The sequence below is a fragment of the Sphingomonas glacialis genome, from assembly GCF_006439055.1.
In the GTDB taxonomy this organism is placed as follows: Bacteria; Pseudomonadota; Alphaproteobacteria; order Sphingomonadales; family Sphingomonadaceae; genus Sphingomonas; species Sphingomonas glacialis_A.
The window spans coordinates 177,761-194,103 of record NZ_RCZC01000009.1 but is presented as its reverse complement, the minus strand read 5'-3'; the positions used below and the strand labels follow the sequence as shown (position 1 = coordinate 194,103).

Below are 16,343 nucleotides of genomic sequence, written 5' to 3'. Positions count from 1 at the left end.
GCAATGAGCTGGTGCGAGCTTCAGGTGACGACGCATTACAGCTTCCTGCGTGGAGCATCGTCACCCGAGGATCTGTTCACCGCGGCTGCGCTGATGGGTATGCCCGCGCTCGGCATAACCGACCGCAATTCGGTCGGCGGCGTAGTGCGCGGCCTCTATGCCTGCGACGAACTCGCCAAGGACTTCGACCTGCACATCCGTCCCGTTGTCGGCTGCCGGCTCGATCTGGTCGATGGTACTTCGCTGCTCGTCTGGCCCGAGGACCGGCCGGCGTGGAGCCGGCTGACGCAGCTGCTCACGCTCGGCAAGGGCCGCGCGAACCCGCAAAAGGGCGAGAAGGGGCAGTGCTTCCTGCACTGGGAAGACGTCGCCGAGCATGCCGAAGGGCTGGTTGCGGCACTGGTCCCGGGGCTTGCTGATCATGGCGACCCGCTCGCTTTGCGCTGGATGGCCGATGCGTTCGGGCCGCGCGGCCATGTCTGCCTGACGCAACACCGCCGCCCCGGCGATGCGCAGCGGCTGCACGATCTATCCGAACTGACGCAGCATTATGGCCTTACCCCGCTCGCCACCGGCGACGTGCTGTACGACACGCCGGCGCGGCGGATGCTGCAGGACGTCGTCACCGCAATCCGCAACCGCTGCACGATCGACGAGCTCGGCTTCCGGCGCGAGCGCAGCGCCGACCGTCATCTGAAGCCGGCGCAGGAGATGCTGCGCCGCTTCCGGCATTTCCCGGAGGCGCTCGCAGCGTCTGCGGCGATCGTCGAGCGCTGCACCTTCTCGCTGCGCGAACTGCGCCACCAATATCCCGACGAACGCGTGATGAGCGCCCACACTCCGCAAAAGTCGCTCGAGAAGATGGCGTGGCGCGCGCTCAACAGCTGGTTCGGCGGGAAACGGCCGAGCGAGCGCTATCGCCGCCTGCTGACCAAGGAGCTCAAGCTCGTCCACCACTGGCGCTACGCCGCCTATTTCCTGACGGTCCATTCGATCGTGCAATATGCCCGCAGCCAGGAAATAATGTGCCAAGGGCGCGGATCCGCGGCGAATTCGGTGATCTGCTTCGTGCTCGGCATCACCTCGATCGACCCGGTGAAGCATCAATTGCTGTTCGAGCGCTTCCTGTCCGAGGATCGCGACGAGCCGCCCGACATCGACGTCGATTTCGAACATGAACGCCGCGAAGACGTGATCCAGTGGATCTACCAGACCTATGGCCATCAACACGCCGCGTTGACAGCGGTGGTAAGCCGCTATCGGTCGCGTGGGAGCATCCGCGAGGTCGGCAAGGCGCTCGGCTTGCCCGAGGACATGACTGCGGCGCTCGCCTCGCAAGTGTGGGGCTGGTCGAACGACGGCGTGCCCGAAGAGCATGTCGCAGCCCTCAACCTCGACGCGCGCGAGCCGCGGCTTGCGCTGGCGCTCGAGCTCGCGACGCAATTGATCAATACGCCGCGCCATCTCTCGCAGCATCCCGGCGGCTTCGTGCTGACGCGCGACCGGCTCGATACGCTGATCCCGATCGAACCCGCCGCGATGATCGACCGCCGCGTGATCGAATGGGAAAAGGCCGATATCGAATATCTGAGCTTCATGAAGGTCGATATCCTCGGGCTCGGCATGCTGGGATGCCTGCGCCGCGCGTTCAGCCTGCTCGCCGAGCATAAGGGGCTGGCCGTCACGATGGCGGCCGACGTGCTGCAGGGCGAGGACCCGGCGACCTATCGGATGATCCAGCAGGCCGACACGCTCGGCACCTTTCAGATCGAGAGCCGCGCGCAGATGTCGATGTTGCCGCGGATGCTGCCGGTCAATTTCTACGACCTGGCGATCCAGATCGCGATCGTGCGGCCCGGGCCGATCCAGGGCGACATGGTGCATCCCTATCTGCAGCGGCGCGAGCAAGCGCGGCGCAACGCGGTCGAGATCGAATATCCCAGCCCCAAGCTGAAGAGCGTGCTCAAGAAGACGCTCGGCGTTCCCTTGTTCCAGGAACAGGCGATGCAGGTGGCGATCCTCGGCGCGGGGTTTTCCCCGACCCAGGCCGATCAATTGCGCAAGGCGATGGCAACCTTCAAGATGACCGGTGGGGTCGGCGAATTTCGCGACAAATTGGTCAAGGGAATGCTGGGCAACGGCATCACCCCCGATTTCGCCGAGCGGCTGGTCAAGCAGATCGAGGGGTTCGGCAGCTATGGTTTCCCGGAGAGCCATGCGGCGAGTTTCGCCAAGATCGCCTATGCCTCGTGCTGGATGAAGTGCCACCATCCGGACGTGTTCTGCGCGGCGTTGCTCAATGCGCAGCCGATGGGGTTCTACGCGCCGGCGCAGATCGTGCGCGATGCGCGCGAGCATGGGGTGCGGATCGCGCCGGTGTGCGTCAACCGCAGCGAGTGGGATACGATTTTACTCCCTCTCCCCGCTTGCGGGGAAAGGGTCGGGGAGAGGGGCAGTGCTGCATTGCAGAGCACATCGCTCGTTGAAGCGTCCCCCTCTCCCCGGCCCTCTCCCCGGAGGGGAGAGGGAGAAGTGCTTCCCCTCCGCCTCGGGCTGCGCATCATCCTCGGCATCTCCGGCGCCGAAGCCGGGCGCATCCTCATCGCACGCGGCGATCGGCCGTTCGCGTCGATCGAGGATGTCTGGCGTCGCGCCGGCGTGTCGCTGCTGACGCTAGAGAAAATCGCGCAAGCCGATGGCTTTCACGGCTTCGGCATCGATCGCCGCAAGGCGCTGTGGGAGGTGAAGGCGCTCGGGCAGAAGCCGCTGCCGCTGTTCGCCGCGATCGAATCGCCGACCGAGCCGAGCGTCACGCTCAAAGCGCTCACCGCCGGGCGCGAAGTGGTCGAGGATTATCGCGCGACGCAGATGTCGCTGCGCGCGCATCCGCTGAGCTTCCTGCGCAGCGAGCTAAATCGGCGGCGCGTCACGCGCTGCGGCGATCTGCGCGGGATGAAGGATGGCAGCCGCGTCGAGGTCGCCGGGCTAATTCTGGTGCGGCAGCGTCCGGGGAGCGCCAAGGGCGTGGTGTTCGTGACGCTCGAGGACGAGACCGGCATCGCCAATGCGATTCTGTGGCCCGACCGGTTCGAGGCGCAGCGCCGCGTCGTGATGGGCGCGGCGATGCTCGGTATCAGCGGGCGCGTGCAGAGCGAGAGCGGGACGATCCACGTCATCGCCGATCGCATCATCGATTTGACCGGGATGCTCCGCCAGATCGGCGATATCGACCTGCCGCGGCTGACGATGCCGGGCGACGGCGCAACGCATGGCGGGACGATCGACCCGCGCGACCGCAAACCCGACTGGAAACCGCCGGCGCAGCGCGCGCTGGAGAGCTGGCCGCCGCGGTCGGGCGGGAAGGAGGATGCGGACCTTATTCCGGTCCGCAGCCACGATTTCCACTAGCGCGCGGTATTTGCCCTCCCATCCCTGGAAGAGCGTCGGGTGAACAGCGCCCCGCGCTGTTCAGGTCATGCCGGGGGCATGACCGACCCGACGCTGGGTCGGGGGTGGGTCGGCCCGTGGAGAGATCGACGTCAGCCCTAGGCCGACCCACCCCCAGCCCCTCCCTTCCAGGGAGGGGAGTCATTGACGTGGGCCGCCAACGGAAACCGAACGTCAGGCCGCGCGGCCGGTCTCGAACAGGAACCACGCACGACGCTCGGCATCGTCGGTCCAATTGTCGATCATCGCGCTGGTCGCATTGTCCTTCGCCTCGTCGGCGATGTCCTTCGCCTCGCGCAGCGCCTCGACTAGCTTGAGATTGTCGTCGCGCAGTTCGGTCAGCATCGCGGCTGGCGCGACGAACTCGGCATCATTGTCCGTGATCGTCTGGTGGCGCGCGATGTCGCCGATCGAGCGCAGCGTGGTCTTGCCGATCTTGCGGACGCGCTCGGCGATATCGTCGGTGCCGGCGAAGATCTGCGCGGCCTGCTCGTCGAGCAACAGGTGATAGTCGCGGAAGTGCGGGCCCGACATGTGCCAGTGGAAATTCTTGGTCTTGAAGAACAGGGCAAACGAGTCGGCGAGGATGCCGTTGAGCGCCTCGGCGACGGTCTTGGTCGCGTTGCTCTGCAGGTCGGTCGGGGTGTTCAATGCCTTGGCAGCCATGGGGTGGACTCCTGGTAAGTTGATTCGATGCAGCAACGATCGTCTAGCGCAATGGCTCCCTCGCCGCGCGGGCAAAAATACGATCACATCGAACGCCGCGCTAGATCAGCCGCAGCGCGCCAAGCCCTTGAACCGCGCCAAAAATCAACAACACGACCGAAGCGCCGAGGCGGAGCGCGGTGGTCGGGATTTTGCGCAAACCGCGCGTGCCCAGCAGGATCGCCGGGACCAGCACGACCATCGCCCCGATCGTCGCGCCCACTGCGGCGAGCGCAGGCGTCGTGCTGCGCGCGGCGAGCGCTGCAGTGATGAACTGCGTGCGGTCGCCGAAACCGAGCATCCCGACCGCGACCAGGCTCGTCCCGAACGCGCCGAGCCGCCAGTCGCGCAGCTTGGGCGGCTTGATCGACCAGCAGCCCGATGCACCCGCCGAGACCAGCGCGAACGCGAGCAAAAGGTCGCGCGCATTGGGCGAGAGCAACGGCGCGACGATCACCCCGCCGACCACGCCGAGCGCATTGCCGAGCGCGATCGCCAGCGCGGTCGCGGCGATCACGGCGGCCTTGCTGGCATGGCGATCGCCGAGCAGCGCCGCGGTCCACGGCGTGCGATCGCTCGCCTGGGTAAACAGCGCCGCGACGAGCGCGGCCATCAGCGCGTCCATGTGCTCAGCCGTTCCGCCGGGCGAATCGCACGACTCGCCCACCGCGCCCTTGCTCGCTCCGATCGATTCCCCCACATGCCGCGTGCATACGCTCTTGCCCCTTCGCCGCACAGGCTAAGCGGCAACGCATAAAGACCAGCTTAACCGCGCACGAATCGCTGCGCGCGCTTGACATCCATGGCCTGTTCCGCCATCGGGCAACGCTTCAAGCGGCGGCTCGTTCGCCGCTTTTGCATTTTCAGATCACAGGAATTCAGGTCATGGCAAAGCCGACCACGGTCAAGATCAAGCTCGTCAGCACGGCGGACACCGGCTTCTTCTATACCACGAAGAAGAACCCGCGCACCAAGACCGAGAAGCTGAGCTTCAGCAAGTATGACCCCGTCGTGCGCAAGCATGTCGAGTTCAAGGAAGCCAAGATCAAGTAAGCCGCTGGCCGCAAGGCCGGTTGCGTCGATCAGGGCCGCGGGCATTCGCCCGGCGGCCTTTTCGCGTTCCTAAAAAGCCCCTCCCCTTCAGGGGAGGGGTTGGGGGTGGGGAAGTGCCTCGCAGAGAGCGCCCACGAGATCATACGTCCCCACCCCAACCCCTCCCCTGAAGGGGAGGGGCTTAGAAGATCACAGCAGCGCCGCGACCGAATCGACGAAGCGCATCAGCGAGATCGGCTTTGACACGTAAGCGTCCGCCCCGACCGCGCGAATCCGCTCCTCATCCTCGCGTCCGGCATAGGCGGTCACCGCCATGATCGGGATCGCGCGGAGCGCCGCATCGGCCTTCAACTGCTGGATCAACTCATAGCCGCTGACATGCGGCAGCTGGATATCCATCACGATCAGGTCGGGCGCGAAGGCGCGTGCGCGGACCACCGCCTCGCGGCCGTCGCGCACGCCTTCGGTCGCATATTCATGCGCGCGCAGAAGGTCGCAGAAAAGTTTCAGGTTGAGTTCGTTGTCCTCGACAACGAGCACCCTTTTTGCCACGCCCGCCATTCCTTGGTCCATGGGACGTCCTACCCAATGCGCAGCGCAGTGACAAACCCCGACCCGATGCAGATCGCACTCAACGCCCTCGTCTGGACGCTCGGCGAGGAGGATCGTGCGCAGCGCCTGCTCGACACGACGGGCCTCACCCCCGACGATCTGCGTGCGCGGGCGAGCGAACCCGCTGTCCTGTCGGCTGTGCTCGGCTTTCTCGAGAATTACGAACCCGATCTGCTCGCCTGCTCCGAGGGGATCGGTGAGCGGCCCGAAGCCATCGTTGCCGCGCGCGCCGCGCTCGATCCGGAGTATTACGAATGAAGGGCCTGTTGATCTGCGATTGCGACGAGGTGCTGCTGCACATGGTGCGGCACTTCGGCGTATGGCTGCGCGAGACGCACGATATCGACTTCGCGCATGAGAGCGGTGATTTCTCGGCGATGACGCGCCGCGGCGGCGGCCCCAAGCCGACGCAAGAGGAAATGTGGGAGCTGCTCCACGGCTTCTTCCCCGCCGAAATGGGCCGCCAGACGCTCGTGCCGCACGCGCGCGAAGCGCTCGCGGCTTTGTCGCAAGTCGCCGACGTGGTGATCCTCACCAACCTCACCGACACCAACCGCGAGCCCCGCATCGCGCAATTGCTCGGCCACGACATGCCGTACCGCGTCGAGACCAATCAGGGCGGCAAGGGCGACCCCGTCGCGCGGCTGGTCGCCGAATTCGGCGATCCCGTGACGGTGTTCGTCGATGATCTCGCCGTGCATCACGCCTCGGTCGCCAAGCATGCGCCTGGCGTGTTCCGGCTCCACATGGTGTCGGAGCCTGATCTCGCCCCCCAGGTTGCGCCCGCGCCCGACGCGCATGTCCGCATCGACGACTGGCAGGCGGCGCAGGCCTGGATCGCCGACCGTTTCACCGCCGGCGTGCCGGCCACCGCCACCCCCGAAAGGACCTCCGCATGACCGACCGTATCGACCGCAAGCTCGCCGACCTCGGCCTGACGCTCCCCGCCCCCGCCGCGCCGGTCGCGTCCTATGTGCCCGCGGTCGATGCGCATGGGCTGCTCCACATCTCGGGGCAGCTGCCGTTCATCGACGGCGCGCTGGTCAAGGGGCGGCTCGGCGATGGGGTCGATCTCGAGGCCGGGCAGAAAGCGGCGCAGGCGTGCGGCCTGATGCTCGTCGCGCAGATCAAGGCGGCGCTCGGCGGGCTCCACCGCGTCGAGCGGATCGTCAAGCTCGGCGTGTTCGTCAACTCGACCGCCGATTTCACCGACCAGCCCAAGGTCGCCAATGGCGCGTCGGACCTGATGGTCGAGCTGTTCGGCGAGGCCGGCAAGCATGCCCGCAGCGCGGTCGGCGTCAGCGCGCTCCCGCTCGGCGCGGCGGTCGAGGTCGATGCGATCGTGCAGATCTCGACGCTGTAATTAGATCCTCCCCCGCCAGGGGGAGGTGGCACGCGCAGCGTGACGGAGGGGGCGGAACCGCAGCGCCCTGTTGGAGCGGTCCCGCTTCCCTCCCCCTCCGTCGCCTTTGGCGCCACCTCCCCCTAGCGGGGGAGGATTTGCGCGTTAGCCGTTCGCGTGGTGCGGTCCCCGCCGCGCCGCCTGCGCGCGCAGGAGGGCGACTTCGACCGGGATCGTCCGCGCGATCGTCGCCGGCGTGAGATCGTCGCGCGCGCTGCCGGGGAAGAGCACCGTCACGACATCGCCCTGGATGCTTTCCATCGGATCGACCACGCGGACGCAGACGCCAGCCTTGTCGCGCCTGGCGCACAGTTCGCGGCCGAGCGCGCGGTGCAGCGCGATCGACCCCTCGCCCAGCTTCTCGAACGGCCCGGTATCGGCGACGATGACCGGCACGGTCACGCCGTCATGGACGACATAGCCGAAATCGCCCGCCTTGACGCCGGTCAGCGCGGTGAACTGGCCCTCGACATCCGACGGCCCTTCCCACGGAATCACGACATAGGGGATGCGGTCGGCATCGACCGGGACTTCGCCGCCGCGCCCGTCGGGGAGCATCAGCGCGGTCGGGCATTGATCCATCGACCCGTGCTCCGGGCTGCACGCGAAGGGCGACCCGTCGAGATCGACCGCGAGCTTCGAGACATAGGCGATCGTCCCGTCGGGCAGCCGCCGCAACGCGGTGACGGCATTGGGATCGTTGCGGCAGCCATGGACGCGGTGCCCGCGAAAGCGGTCCTTCGCGTCGCACAGCCCGAATTCGTGGCGATAGGTTTCGTCGAGCGACCGGCCGGCGGAGAGATCGACCGTCGCGGGCGCGGGCGCGGGCGCGGCATAGGCCGTGGCAGGCGGCACGATCGCCAACAGGCTGAGAAGGAGCGTACGCAACACCATCACGGGCCTCCTACGGATGCGCCGGAACAACGCCCGTCGGCGCGCGCGGATCCGGGATCGCCTCGAGCCGGGCATCGCCCGTGACTACCGCCTTGGGCACGCTCGGCATGGTCTCGAACGGCAGGCGCTTGTGGAGCGTCTGCGACCAGCGTTCGAGCCATTCATTGCCGTCGGCCCCAACATAATGATCGGCGGTGCGATACGCCGGGTCGCGCATCGCCGCGTCGAGCGTGATCGGCCGCAACTTCGCCTCGCGAAAAATCGCGGCGAGCGCGTCGATACTCGCGGCGTTGAGGCGGCTGGCGTGGAGCAGGAAGACGAAGCTCGGCTCGCGCCCGAGCAGGCCAATCGCCACCTGCTTGTACCAGGCGACGATCTTGCGCGTGAAGACCAGATACTCCTGCCGGATCCGCGCCGCCCCCGCGGTGTCGCCGCGCGCGACGGCGTCGTCGTACAGCGTGGCGAACTGCCAGTCGCTATTCTCCATCGTCACCGGCGCGACGCGATAGCCATGCGCGCCGAGCCAGCCCTCGAAGCGCATCCGCACCGCCTGTGTCGTGCCCGTCTCGAGAAAGGGATAGCGAAACCAGCGCTCGCGCCGCCCGCGTGCGGCGAGCAACGGCGCGGTCACCGTCTCGTCGCGCGCGACATCGGCGATATAGGTCTCGACCGGCGTCTTGGTCAGCGAGGGGTGCGAATAGGTGTGGTTGCCCAGATCCATCCCGGCATCGAGCCAGGCTTCGAGCAAGGCGATCCGCGCGGGCCGGTCGGCGGCATCGAGCTGGATCTCGTTGACGAAGCCGATCGCCTTCCAATGGTTGCGCTTCAGTCCGGCGAGCAGCTGATCGGTGACCTGCCGGCCCTCGGCGGCGGTCCAGAACCGGCCATAGACCGGCAGATCGTCGAAGGTGATCGCGACGCCCTTGGCGTGGAGCGGCGTTGCCACCGCGGCGACAAGTGAGGCGAGCGCCAGGCCGGCGGCGCGCGCGCGGACGCCAAGGAAACGAGAGTCGAACATGCGGGTCCTGCTACGGCGAGGGGCATAACGCCGTATCGGAGGAAGCGATCAGCGTGGCGACGGATGCGCATGTGGCACGCGCGCCGCACGAAACAAGCCCTGCGCGAATGAACCGAACGCGAGCGGGTGCGTAATGACCGAATGAGCAGCAGACAGCAGCAGCGCAGGACACGGTCGATTCGCTGGACCGCCGCGATGTCGCTGCTGCTCGCGGCAGGCTGCAGCCATTCGGTGCGATCCCCTGCCCCGCCGCGCGTCGATTCGGCGCCCGACTTTCCGTTGCAGACCTCGTCGATCGTCGTACCGATCTCGGGCTCGCTCGACGATTTGCAGCGCGCGCTCGAGACGCAGATTCCGCAACAATTGTGGAGCATCGACCGGCAGCTCGACTCATGCGTCGCGGCCAAGCGCGTCGATCTCGGCATCGCCAGGGTCAAAGTGCTGCCCAAGCTCGGCTGCCGGATCATCGGCGATGTGCGGCGCGGCAAGCTCGTGCTCGGCGGACGCGGCGACCGGCTGACGATCACGATGCCGATCCATGCGACGATCGCGGCGAAGAAGGTCGGCGGCATCGCGTCGAAGACCGCGACCGGCGATGCGATCGTCCACGCGGTCGCGCGGCTCTCGGTCGTCGGCAATTGGACGCCGAGCGCGAAGGTCTCGATCGACTACGACTGGACGACCCCGCCCGGGATCGATTTCCTCGGCCAGCGGATCGAATTCGCGAGCAAGGCCGATGCGCGGCTCAAGCCGGTGATCGCCAAGCTCGAACAGACGCTGCCGAAGGAACTCAACAAGCTCCAGCTGCGCGCGAAACTTGCCAGCGCGTGGAAACAGGGGTTCACCGCGATCCAGCTCAACCGCGAGCGGCCGCCGGCCTGGATGCGGATCACGCCCAAGCAGCTCGGCGTCGGCGGCTACAGTATCGACCGGCGGACGCTCACGCTGACGCTGGCCGCCGATGCGTTGACCGAGACCTTTGTCGGCGACCGTCCGGCCGATCCGGTCGCGACCCCGCTGCCCCCGCCTGCACGGAAGATCGGGCAGCGCGGGCTCAACTTCTTCATCCCGGTACTCGCCGATTATGCGCAGCTCGAGCCGGTAGTGCGGCGTGCCTTGCTCAAGCGTGCGCAGAAGGGGATCACGCTTGCAGGGGTCGGCCCGGTCGATGTCGAGTTCGGCAAGGTCACCGTCTATGCCACGACCGGCGGCCATCTCGCGGTCGGCGTGGTCGCCAAGGCCAAGACGCGGCAGAATGCGCTGCTCGCGACCAAGGGCGAGGTGTGGCTGACCGCGATCCCGTACAACGTGCCGGGCTCGCAGCTGGTGCGCGTGGGCGACGTGGCGATCGCCACCGATACCGATAGCGAGATCACCAATCTGCTGATCGCGCTGTTCAAGGACGGGTCGATCCGCGCGAGCATCGCGCAAGGCCTGAGCCACGATTTCGCACCCGATTACGCCAAGGTGCTGACCGCCGCGCGCAAAGCGATCGGTTCACGGCGCGAAGGCGATTTCGTGCTGTCGGCCGATGTCACGCGGGTCGAGAACGGCACGCTGGCGGTGACGGGCAAGGGGCTGTTCATGCCGGTCCATGCGGTCGGCCAGGCGACGATCGCCTACCGCCCGCGCTGATCGGCCACGCTAGCGGGCGCCTCCGGCATCTGCGCGATGGGCGCCTTCGGCGTGGCGAGCGCCGAATCCGCCGCCGAGACTATCGTGTACAGCCCGAGCACGGCGATGACGCTCAGCCCCGCCCACCGCCCGGCGCGCGCGAGGCGCTGGCTGGCCATCGCGATGTCGCTATAGCGTCCGCGCGGCTGCAGGCGGCGATCGCCGTCGCCCGGCTGCCAGGTGGCGCGCGCACGGACCATCGCGACGAACTCGGCGATGTCGATCGCATCCTCTGCGCGCACCCCCACGGACCGTCGCGCACCCAGGTCACCTGGCCGATCACCACGATCTGTCCGCGCCGCAGCTCGATCATGGTGCCGCTCGCCGGAGGATTTTTGAGCTCGAGCATAAAGCCGCGGCGCGAAACGTTGCGCACCAGCACGTCCGACCAGCAGAGCCCGTGCCTGAGCCGGGCGGGGGCCCGCGTCGTTATGCGATATTCGCGCTGTTGTATGCCGTCCCGTCCTCACCCGACACCCGCTCGATCGAATCGTCGCCGTCCCGAATGCCAGCCCCGGGCGGCGCGCAGGGGTGGGCACGCGCCGCCGGGGCTGGTCTTCGCCGCCTGGGCGGGATCAAGGGGCGTCCCGCAGCGGATCGGTCGGGGGACCGGCGTTAGCCTTCACCGATCCCTCATCCATTGTAGCAAGCCACCGCTGGCATCGGCCGCGGGGCCCGGTATTTTTGACGCGCGGCGTTCAGACGAGCCGGTCGAACGCCGCCGCTGCGGTCGCGGCCGCGGGGGTCGGGACGACCAGCGCGGTCGGCACGACAGTCTGTGGCGTGTCCGAACCGGTATTGGTGCCGGTGTCGGGGGAAGTGCCCGTGGGCATGCCGGCGGGCGTGGCTGTGGGGGGTGGCTCCCGGCACCTTCGCCGCCGCGGCGATCACGCCGCGCAGCTGCCCGAGGGCGCGGCCCGCCTGCGCCGTCTCGCCATTGCGGAGCGCGGCGCCGACCGGGGCGATCAGGCTGCCGAGATGCGGCTGGAGCGACGTCTGGAGATCGCCATAGGCTTCGCGCGCGGCGGCAAGGTTGTCCGAGCCAACGCCGTCATCAGCGTGGCGAAGGTCAAGGGCAGCCGGGGCCAGGCGGCCTGCTCGGCAGATTCCACGCGTCCCAAGCTGATCGTCCTCCACCGTCCTCCAGAAGCACCCCCTGCAAGACTCTGGTGTTCCGCACGCGGGTCTGCACGCCCTAGGTCAACACTGTTGGGCGGATGGAAACGCTCGCGAAAGGCGATCTCGATTCAGCGGTTGCTTACACCGACGATGAGGATTGCGTCGGCCGAATGACCAAGGCGATGTTCAAATTCCGCGCGCTGACCTTGGCCCGCATGGAAGAGCGCGAGGCCGTGCAACGCATCGTACAGCTATTGAACGAATATCTGCATCGCCTCACCAACGGCGACCTCACCGTGTTCATCGAAGAAGAGGTCGGTGACGACTACGCCTCGTTAAAAGAGAATTTCAACGGCGCGTCGCGGGCGCTCGGAGCACCGATCGGGCGCGTCGGCGAGGCGACCGTCACGATCATGTCGGGCTAGGTCAAAATCGCCGGCGCGGCCGAATCGCTCGCGCATCGCACGCAAAGCAGTGCAGCAGCGATGGAGCAGACCACCGCATCGCTGACCTCGATCGACGGCGTGATCGAGGGGCTCGACAAGATCGCATTCCAGACGCGCGTGCTAGCGATGAACGCCGCGGTCGAATCGGGCCGCGCGGGCGAGGCGGGGCGCGGTTTCGATGTCGTCGCCGATCTGGTCAGCCAGCTCGCCAGCCGCTCCGAGGAAGAAGCGCGGCGCGCGCGCGGGCAGATCCAGGAAACGCAGGACCGCATTTCGAGCAGCGTCGGCCAAGTCCAGGGCATGAACGGCGCGCTCGACCTGATCCTTTCGTCGGTCGCCGATGTCGAGGCGCTGGTCAATCGGATTGCCAACGACAATGCGACCCAGGCAACCGCGGTGACGCAGATCTTGGTCGCGGTCGGCGATATGGACCGCTCGATCAAGCCGAATGCGGCCATGGTCGAGGAGACGTCGGCGGCCGCCAAATCCTTGTCGAACGAAGTCAGCGATCTCCAGCAGAACGCCAGTGCGTTCACGGTCGATGCGCCGCGGAACGCGCCGGCTGCCTCCGTGCAGCGCGCCAAACAGCCGCGTTTGGTCGCGGCGTGAGGTAAAGAGCGACCGTGGGGCGGCTGCCGCGCCTGTCAGGGCCGCGTTGGTTCCCGCATGACTTTCCACACCAGAACCGGCGAATGTGACAGCGGCACAGGCTGCAACCATGCGAAGCGATCGCCTCGTTCGAGGCGCGACCAGAAACCGTTCGGCGCAGCCTGCTTGTACATTTCCGTCTCATTCTCGCCGGGGCATCCGACGACATACGCCGCCCCGCTGGCCAGCACCCGGCGATGCGCATCCTGCGGAGTGCCGATGAACGTGGCGATCACCGTGTGGATCGAAGCAACGTTCCGGTGATAGCCGGCGCCGATCGCGCTATGCTTGGTCCGCGCCAGGATATCGGGCGTTACGTCGAGCGGCGCGAACACCCGCGACGGCGGCAACTGCCCCAGGTCGACAATCTCATGCCCATGCTCGCACGATGGCCGATGGAGCTTTGGCGCCGCTGGCCTGGCGTCAATTCCGAACGCATTTCCCACGCCCAAGATCGCAACCGCCATTAGGCCCGGTGTCGCCGCGGTCAATGACCCTGCGGTCGCCAGAGTTCGGATCGCCACCGATGTGACCGCGCGCGCGCGCGTCAGCATGGCTTGGAGCGCCCACGCCCCACCCGGCAGCGCCAGCGCATTCGCTGTCGCCCCCGAGCGAACGACCAGCAGCGACAAGGCAAACGATCCAACGGCCAATGCCAGCACCATGGCCCACTGCACGCGTTCCCGACCCTCGCTCGCGCGCCACGCAAAGAGGCCGCCGATGAGCCCGACGATCGGGAAGCCGATGGTCATCAGCGCCCAGACCCGCACCTGATCCCAGATCGGCAGCCCCTCCGAAACCTTATCATACCAGAAGGTGCGTACCAGCGGATCAAGCCCGGCAAACGGGCCGCCGAAGCATTTCGGGGCAAGAGCGCCAAGCATCGCCAGAGCGGCCGCGCCGGCAACCCCCAACATCCCCAAGCGTATCGCAAGCGGAGCGCGTCGCACGATCATCGCAAGCGTGACGCCGAGCGTTGCGGTGCTGAGCCCGGCGATCCAGGCGGGGGAGATCGCGTCGCACGCCGCTGTCAGGATTGCCGGACCGCGCGTCGCGACGTGCAGCACGATGACCGCGCCGGTCAACGTCCACGACGCGGCGAGCGCCTGCGCGCGGCGCGTCGGATCGAACGCCCAAGCAAGCAAAGCGACGCCGAGGATCGCAACGGTGATCGGCATGCCCTCGAGCGAAATGGTCAAAAGCGCGGCGAGAGCAAGCCCGATCAGCGACCCAGAGCGCGCATCCGGCTTGGCCAATAACGCGTTGGCCGCGATCAACGCGAGCACGATCTGCCACCCATGATGGTCGATCCGCAACGGGCGCAGCTGATACAGCAGCGGTATAGAGAGCGGCACGAGTAGCACGGCCATTTTCGCGCGCTCCAGCCCCGCCACACGCCGCGTCAATTCGGCTCCGAGTGCCATCACCGCGAGCAACGTGACGAGCGGCAGCGCAACCAGAGCAACCCGCGTCGCGGCGGCCGGGCCGAAGATCGGGTCGAACACCGCCATCATCAGCGCGAGCGGTAAATCCACAAGCCGCGACCAATGCATCGCAAAATGCCCGTCCCAGAGGCGGTGTTGGCTGACATCCCACCAGCTTTGCCCATTCAGCCAATCCCGTACCTCCAACAGACGCATGGCATCGTCCGGATCGGGAAACCAAAGCCCGAGAATCTGCTGGGTCGACACGAGTATCAGCACGACAGCGGCAATGCCCCAGCCGGCCAAGACCGCTGGCCAAAGCCGCTCGCGCTTCATGCAGCGAGCCGCTTGGGCACATGCCGCACGCTGGAAAGGGCAGCCTGTTCGCCGTCGTGACCGGCCTCGTGATATTCGGCGTCCTCGTTGACCGCCCAAATATCGTAGATCCGCGCGCCGGCGACGATGTTGCGCACCGTCAGCATCGCCGTCATCATCGCATGATCCTGGTTGTTGTAGCGGTGCATGCCATTGCGGCCGACCAGATGCAGCGTGTCGTAGCGCGCCTCGAGCTCCTCGCGCATCGCATCGACATTGGCGCGATAGGCATCGTCATAGACGGGATAGGCTTTTTCCTGCCGCACGACTTCGCCACCGACCACCGACGCCGGATCGCACAGGCCCAGCGTAGCGAGTTCTGCGGTCGCGAGCGCCACAAGGTCGGAGTCGCTCGACGACCAGATACCGTCGCCTTCAAAACAAAAATATTCAAGCCCGACGCAGGCGAGCGTCGGATCGGGCACCATCTCGGGCGACCAGCTCCGGAAATTCTGCACCCGGCCGACCTTCACGCGCGGATCATGCACGTAGATCCAATTGTCGGGGAACAGATCGTCCGCGCGGATCATCAGCGCCACCGTCAGGAAGTCGCGGTAGCGCAGGTCGAGCGCGAGCGGCAGCGTCTCGGGCAGCGGATGGATCCGCCCGGCGAGTTCGCGCATCGGCGCCGAGGAGATGACGTGTCCGGCGTTGAGCGTCCGTATCTCGCCGTCGCGCTGGACCGCGACCCGCCAGCGGCCCGTGACGGCGTCATGGCTGAGCTGATGCAGCGAGGTCGCCATTTCGACGCGGTTGCCGCCCTCGACGACGCGGTCGCGCGCGGCATCCCACATCATGCCGGGGCCCTGCCGCGGATAGCGGAAGGTCTCGAGCAACGACTTCACCGCCATGCCGTCGTTGCGGCGCTTGTTGAGGCCGAGCGAGCGCTTGATCCCGTCGAGCACCGCACCGCCGAGGCTCAGCCCCTTGATTCGCTGCGCCGCCCAGTCGGCCGACATCTCGCCGCACGGCATGCCCCACACCTTCTCTGTGTATGTCTTGAAGAAGATCGAATAGAGTTTGTGGCCGAACTGGTTGACCACCCATTGCTCGAACGACTTCACGTCCTTGTGCGGCCGCATCTTCCAGCGAGCATAGCTCGCCATGCACAGCGTCGAGCGCCAGATGCCGAGGTTGCGCAGCGCCTCGAACGCGCGCAGCGGATAGCTGTAGAATTTGCCTTCATAATAGATGCGGCTCATCCGCGGCCGCTCGATGAAATCGTCGGGGAGCAGCTCGTTCCACAGATCGACCACTTCCTTCGACTTCGAAAAGAAGCGGTGCCCGCCAATATCGAAGCGAAAGCCGTCTTTCTCGACCGTCCGGCTGATCCCGCCGACATAGACCGGGTCCTTTTCGATCACCGTCACCGAATAGCCGAGCTTGGTCAGCTGATACGCGGCGGTCAGGCCGGCCGGGCCCGCGCCGATGATGGCGACATCGACAGGCTGGTCGCGGTGCATGAAACAATTCCTTCGCCGGTATCTTTGCCCGCCCGGTCTGGCTCTGAATGCCTAAGGTATGGT

The 16,343-nt window shown here is 66.8% G+C and carries 17 protein-coding genes and 1 pseudogene; 8 read left to right on the top strand and 10 right to left on the bottom strand.

What is annotated here, in order from left to right:
* Positions 1–3: 3 nt before the first annotated feature.
* Positions 4–3,408, top strand: coding sequence for an error-prone DNA polymerase (locus EAH76_RS21340; RefSeq protein WP_140852277.1), 3,405 nt, complete (start codon positions 4–6; stop codon positions 3,406–3,408).
* Between the two features lie 213 nt (positions 3,409–3,621).
* Here the strand turns inward: EAH76_RS21340 and EAH76_RS21335 are convergent, their stop codons facing one another.
* On the bottom strand, positions 3,622–4,113 hold the full coding sequence (locus EAH76_RS21335) for a Dps family protein (protein WP_140852276.1): 492 nt from the start codon (positions 4,111–4,113) through the stop codon (positions 3,622–3,624).
* A gap of 100 nt (positions 4,114–4,213) precedes the next feature.
* Positions 4,214–4,777 (bottom strand): TMEM165/GDT1 family protein, encoded by a 564-nt coding sequence (locus EAH76_RS21330; protein ID WP_140852275.1) that lies wholly within the window; start codon positions 4,775–4,777, stop codon positions 4,214–4,216.
* A 260-nt stretch (positions 4,778–5,037) separates the two neighbouring features.
* Between EAH76_RS21330 and rpmG the strand changes: the two genes are divergently transcribed.
* Entirely contained in the window at positions 5,038–5,205 is a 168-nt protein-coding gene (rpmG, locus tag EAH76_RS21325; protein ID WP_010162189.1) for a 50S ribosomal protein L33, read from the top strand.
* 189 nt (positions 5,206–5,394) lie between these two features.
* Here the strand turns inward: rpmG and EAH76_RS21320 are convergent, their stop codons facing one another.
* Entirely contained in the window at positions 5,395–5,757 is a 363-nt protein-coding gene (locus EAH76_RS21320) for a response regulator (RefSeq protein WP_140852274.1), read from the bottom strand.
* A 36-nt stretch (positions 5,758–5,793) separates the two neighbouring features.
* Between EAH76_RS21320 and EAH76_RS21315 the strand changes: the two genes are divergently transcribed.
* From EAH76_RS21315 to EAH76_RS21305, 3 genes are read left to right on the top strand one after another with little or no spacing between them, the layout of a single operon-like run.
* Entirely contained in the window at positions 5,794–6,075 is a 282-nt protein-coding gene (locus EAH76_RS21315) for a DUF3572 domain-containing protein (RefSeq protein ID WP_140852273.1), read from the top strand.
* Positions 6,072–6,716, top strand: coding sequence for an HAD family hydrolase (locus tag EAH76_RS21310; RefSeq protein ID WP_140852272.1), 645 nt, complete (start codon positions 6,072–6,074; stop codon positions 6,714–6,716). The genes EAH76_RS21315 and EAH76_RS21310 overlap by 4 nt, the downstream gene beginning before the upstream one ends.
* The gene (locus EAH76_RS21305; RefSeq protein ID WP_140852271.1) at positions 6,713–7,180 is read left to right on the top strand and encodes a RidA family protein; all 468 of its coding nucleotides are present in this window, start codon (positions 6,713–6,715) and stop codon (positions 7,178–7,180) included. Before EAH76_RS21310 ends, EAH76_RS21305 begins: the two co-directional genes overlap by 4 nt.
* A 144-nt stretch (positions 7,181–7,324) precedes the next feature.
* Here the strand turns inward: EAH76_RS21305 and EAH76_RS21300 are convergent, their stop codons facing one another.
* Positions 7,325–8,113, bottom strand: coding sequence for a glycoside hydrolase family 75 protein (locus tag EAH76_RS21300; protein ID WP_140852270.1), 789 nt, complete (start codon positions 8,111–8,113; stop codon positions 7,325–7,327).
* 10 nt (positions 8,114–8,123) lie between these two features.
* Entirely contained in the window at positions 8,124–9,131 is a 1,008-nt protein-coding gene (locus EAH76_RS21295; protein ID WP_140852269.1) for a polysaccharide deacetylase family protein, read from the bottom strand.
* Positions 9,132–9,272: 141 nt separating this feature from the next.
* Between EAH76_RS21295 and EAH76_RS21290 the strand changes: the two genes are divergently transcribed.
* Complete coding sequence (locus tag EAH76_RS21290; RefSeq protein WP_140852268.1) at positions 9,273–10,766, top strand: DUF4403 family protein; 1,494 nt, start codon at positions 9,273–9,275, stop codon at positions 10,764–10,766.
* Here EAH76_RS21290 and EAH76_RS24630 read toward each other — a convergent pair.
* The 3 genes and pseudogenes from EAH76_RS24630 to EAH76_RS24745 form a co-directional block, all read right to left on the bottom strand.
* Positions 10,751–11,053 carry a hypothetical protein gene (locus EAH76_RS24630; RefSeq protein WP_241659826.1) on the bottom strand — a complete coding sequence of 101 codons (303 nt, stop codon included), beginning with the start codon at positions 11,051–11,053 and terminating at the stop codon, positions 10,751–10,753. The two genes, EAH76_RS21290 and EAH76_RS24630, sit on opposite strands and share 16 nt — an antisense overlap.
* A 59-nt stretch (positions 11,054–11,112) precedes the next feature.
* Positions 11,113–11,238 (bottom strand): annotated as a pseudogene (locus EAH76_RS24895) (hypothetical protein); the annotation flags it as partial.
* A gap of 265 nt (positions 11,239–11,503) precedes the next feature.
* Positions 11,504–11,638, bottom strand: a complete 135-nt coding sequence (locus EAH76_RS24745) for a hypothetical protein (protein ID WP_277754309.1) — start codon at positions 11,636–11,638, stop codon at positions 11,504–11,506.
* A 384-nt stretch (positions 11,639–12,022) separates the two neighbouring features.
* Here EAH76_RS24745 and EAH76_RS21280 point away from each other — a divergent pair, with 384 nt between their 5' ends.
* Complete coding sequence (locus tag EAH76_RS21280) at positions 12,023–12,349, top strand: methyl-accepting chemotaxis protein (protein WP_140852267.1); 327 nt, start codon at positions 12,023–12,025, stop codon at positions 12,347–12,349.
* Between the two features lie 6 nt (positions 12,350–12,355).
* Complete coding sequence (locus tag EAH76_RS21275) at positions 12,356–12,979, top strand: methyl-accepting chemotaxis protein (RefSeq protein WP_277754311.1); 624 nt, start codon at positions 12,356–12,358, stop codon at positions 12,977–12,979.
* A 35-nt stretch (positions 12,980–13,014) separates the two neighbouring features.
* Here the strand turns inward: EAH76_RS21275 and EAH76_RS21270 are convergent, their stop codons facing one another.
* Complete coding sequence (locus tag EAH76_RS21270; protein WP_140852265.1) at positions 13,015–14,658, bottom strand: hypothetical protein; 1,644 nt, start codon at positions 14,656–14,658, stop codon at positions 13,015–13,017.
* 116 nt (positions 14,659–14,774) lie between these two features.
* Positions 14,775–16,280 carry an NAD(P)/FAD-dependent oxidoreductase gene (locus EAH76_RS21265; RefSeq protein WP_140852264.1) on the bottom strand — a complete coding sequence of 502 codons (1,506 nt, stop codon included), beginning with the start codon at positions 16,278–16,280 and terminating at the stop codon, positions 14,775–14,777.
* Positions 16,281–16,343: the final 63 nt, after the last annotated feature.

Coding starts and splice junctions, on each gene's coding strand:
- EAH76_RS21340 (WP_140852277.1), top strand. CDS start 4: ATGAGCTGGTGCGAGCTTCAGGTGACGACGCATTACAGCTTCCTGCGT.
- EAH76_RS21335 (WP_140852276.1), bottom strand. CDS start 4,113: ATGGCTGCCAAGGCATTGAACACCCCGACCGACCTGCAGAGCAACGCG.
- EAH76_RS21330 (WP_140852275.1), bottom strand. CDS start 4,777: ATGGACGCGCTGATGGCCGCGCTCGTCGCGGCGCTGTTTACCCAGGCG.
- rpmG (WP_010162189.1), top strand. CDS start 5,038: ATGGCAAAGCCGACCACGGTCAAGATCAAGCTCGTCAGCACGGCGGAC.
- EAH76_RS21315 (WP_140852273.1), top strand. CDS start 5,794: ATGCGCAGCGCAGTGACAAACCCCGACCCGATGCAGATCGCACTCAAC.
- EAH76_RS21310 (WP_140852272.1), top strand. CDS start 6,072: ATGAAGGGCCTGTTGATCTGCGATTGCGACGAGGTGCTGCTGCACATG.
- EAH76_RS21305 (WP_140852271.1), top strand. CDS start 6,713: ATGACCGACCGTATCGACCGCAAGCTCGCCGACCTCGGCCTGACGCTC.
- EAH76_RS21300 (WP_140852270.1), bottom strand. CDS start 8,113: ATGGTGTTGCGTACGCTCCTTCTCAGCCTGTTGGCGATCGTGCCGCCT.
- EAH76_RS21295 (WP_140852269.1), bottom strand. CDS start 9,131: ATGTTCGACTCTCGTTTCCTTGGCGTCCGCGCGCGCGCCGCCGGCCTG.
- EAH76_RS21290 (WP_140852268.1), top strand. CDS start 9,273: ATGAGCAGCAGACAGCAGCAGCGCAGGACACGGTCGATTCGCTGGACC.
- EAH76_RS24745 (WP_277754309.1), bottom strand. CDS start 11,638: ATGCCCACGGGCACTTCCCCCGACACCGGCACCAATACCGGTTCGGAC.
- EAH76_RS21280 (WP_140852267.1), top strand. CDS start 12,023: ATGGAAACGCTCGCGAAAGGCGATCTCGATTCAGCGGTTGCTTACACC.
- EAH76_RS21270 (WP_140852265.1), bottom strand. CDS start 14,658: ATGCGTCTGTTGGAGGTACGGGATTGGCTGAATGGGCAAAGCTGGTGG.
- EAH76_RS21265 (WP_140852264.1), bottom strand. CDS start 16,280: ATGCACCGCGACCAGCCTGTCGATGTCGCCATCATCGGCGCGGGCCCG.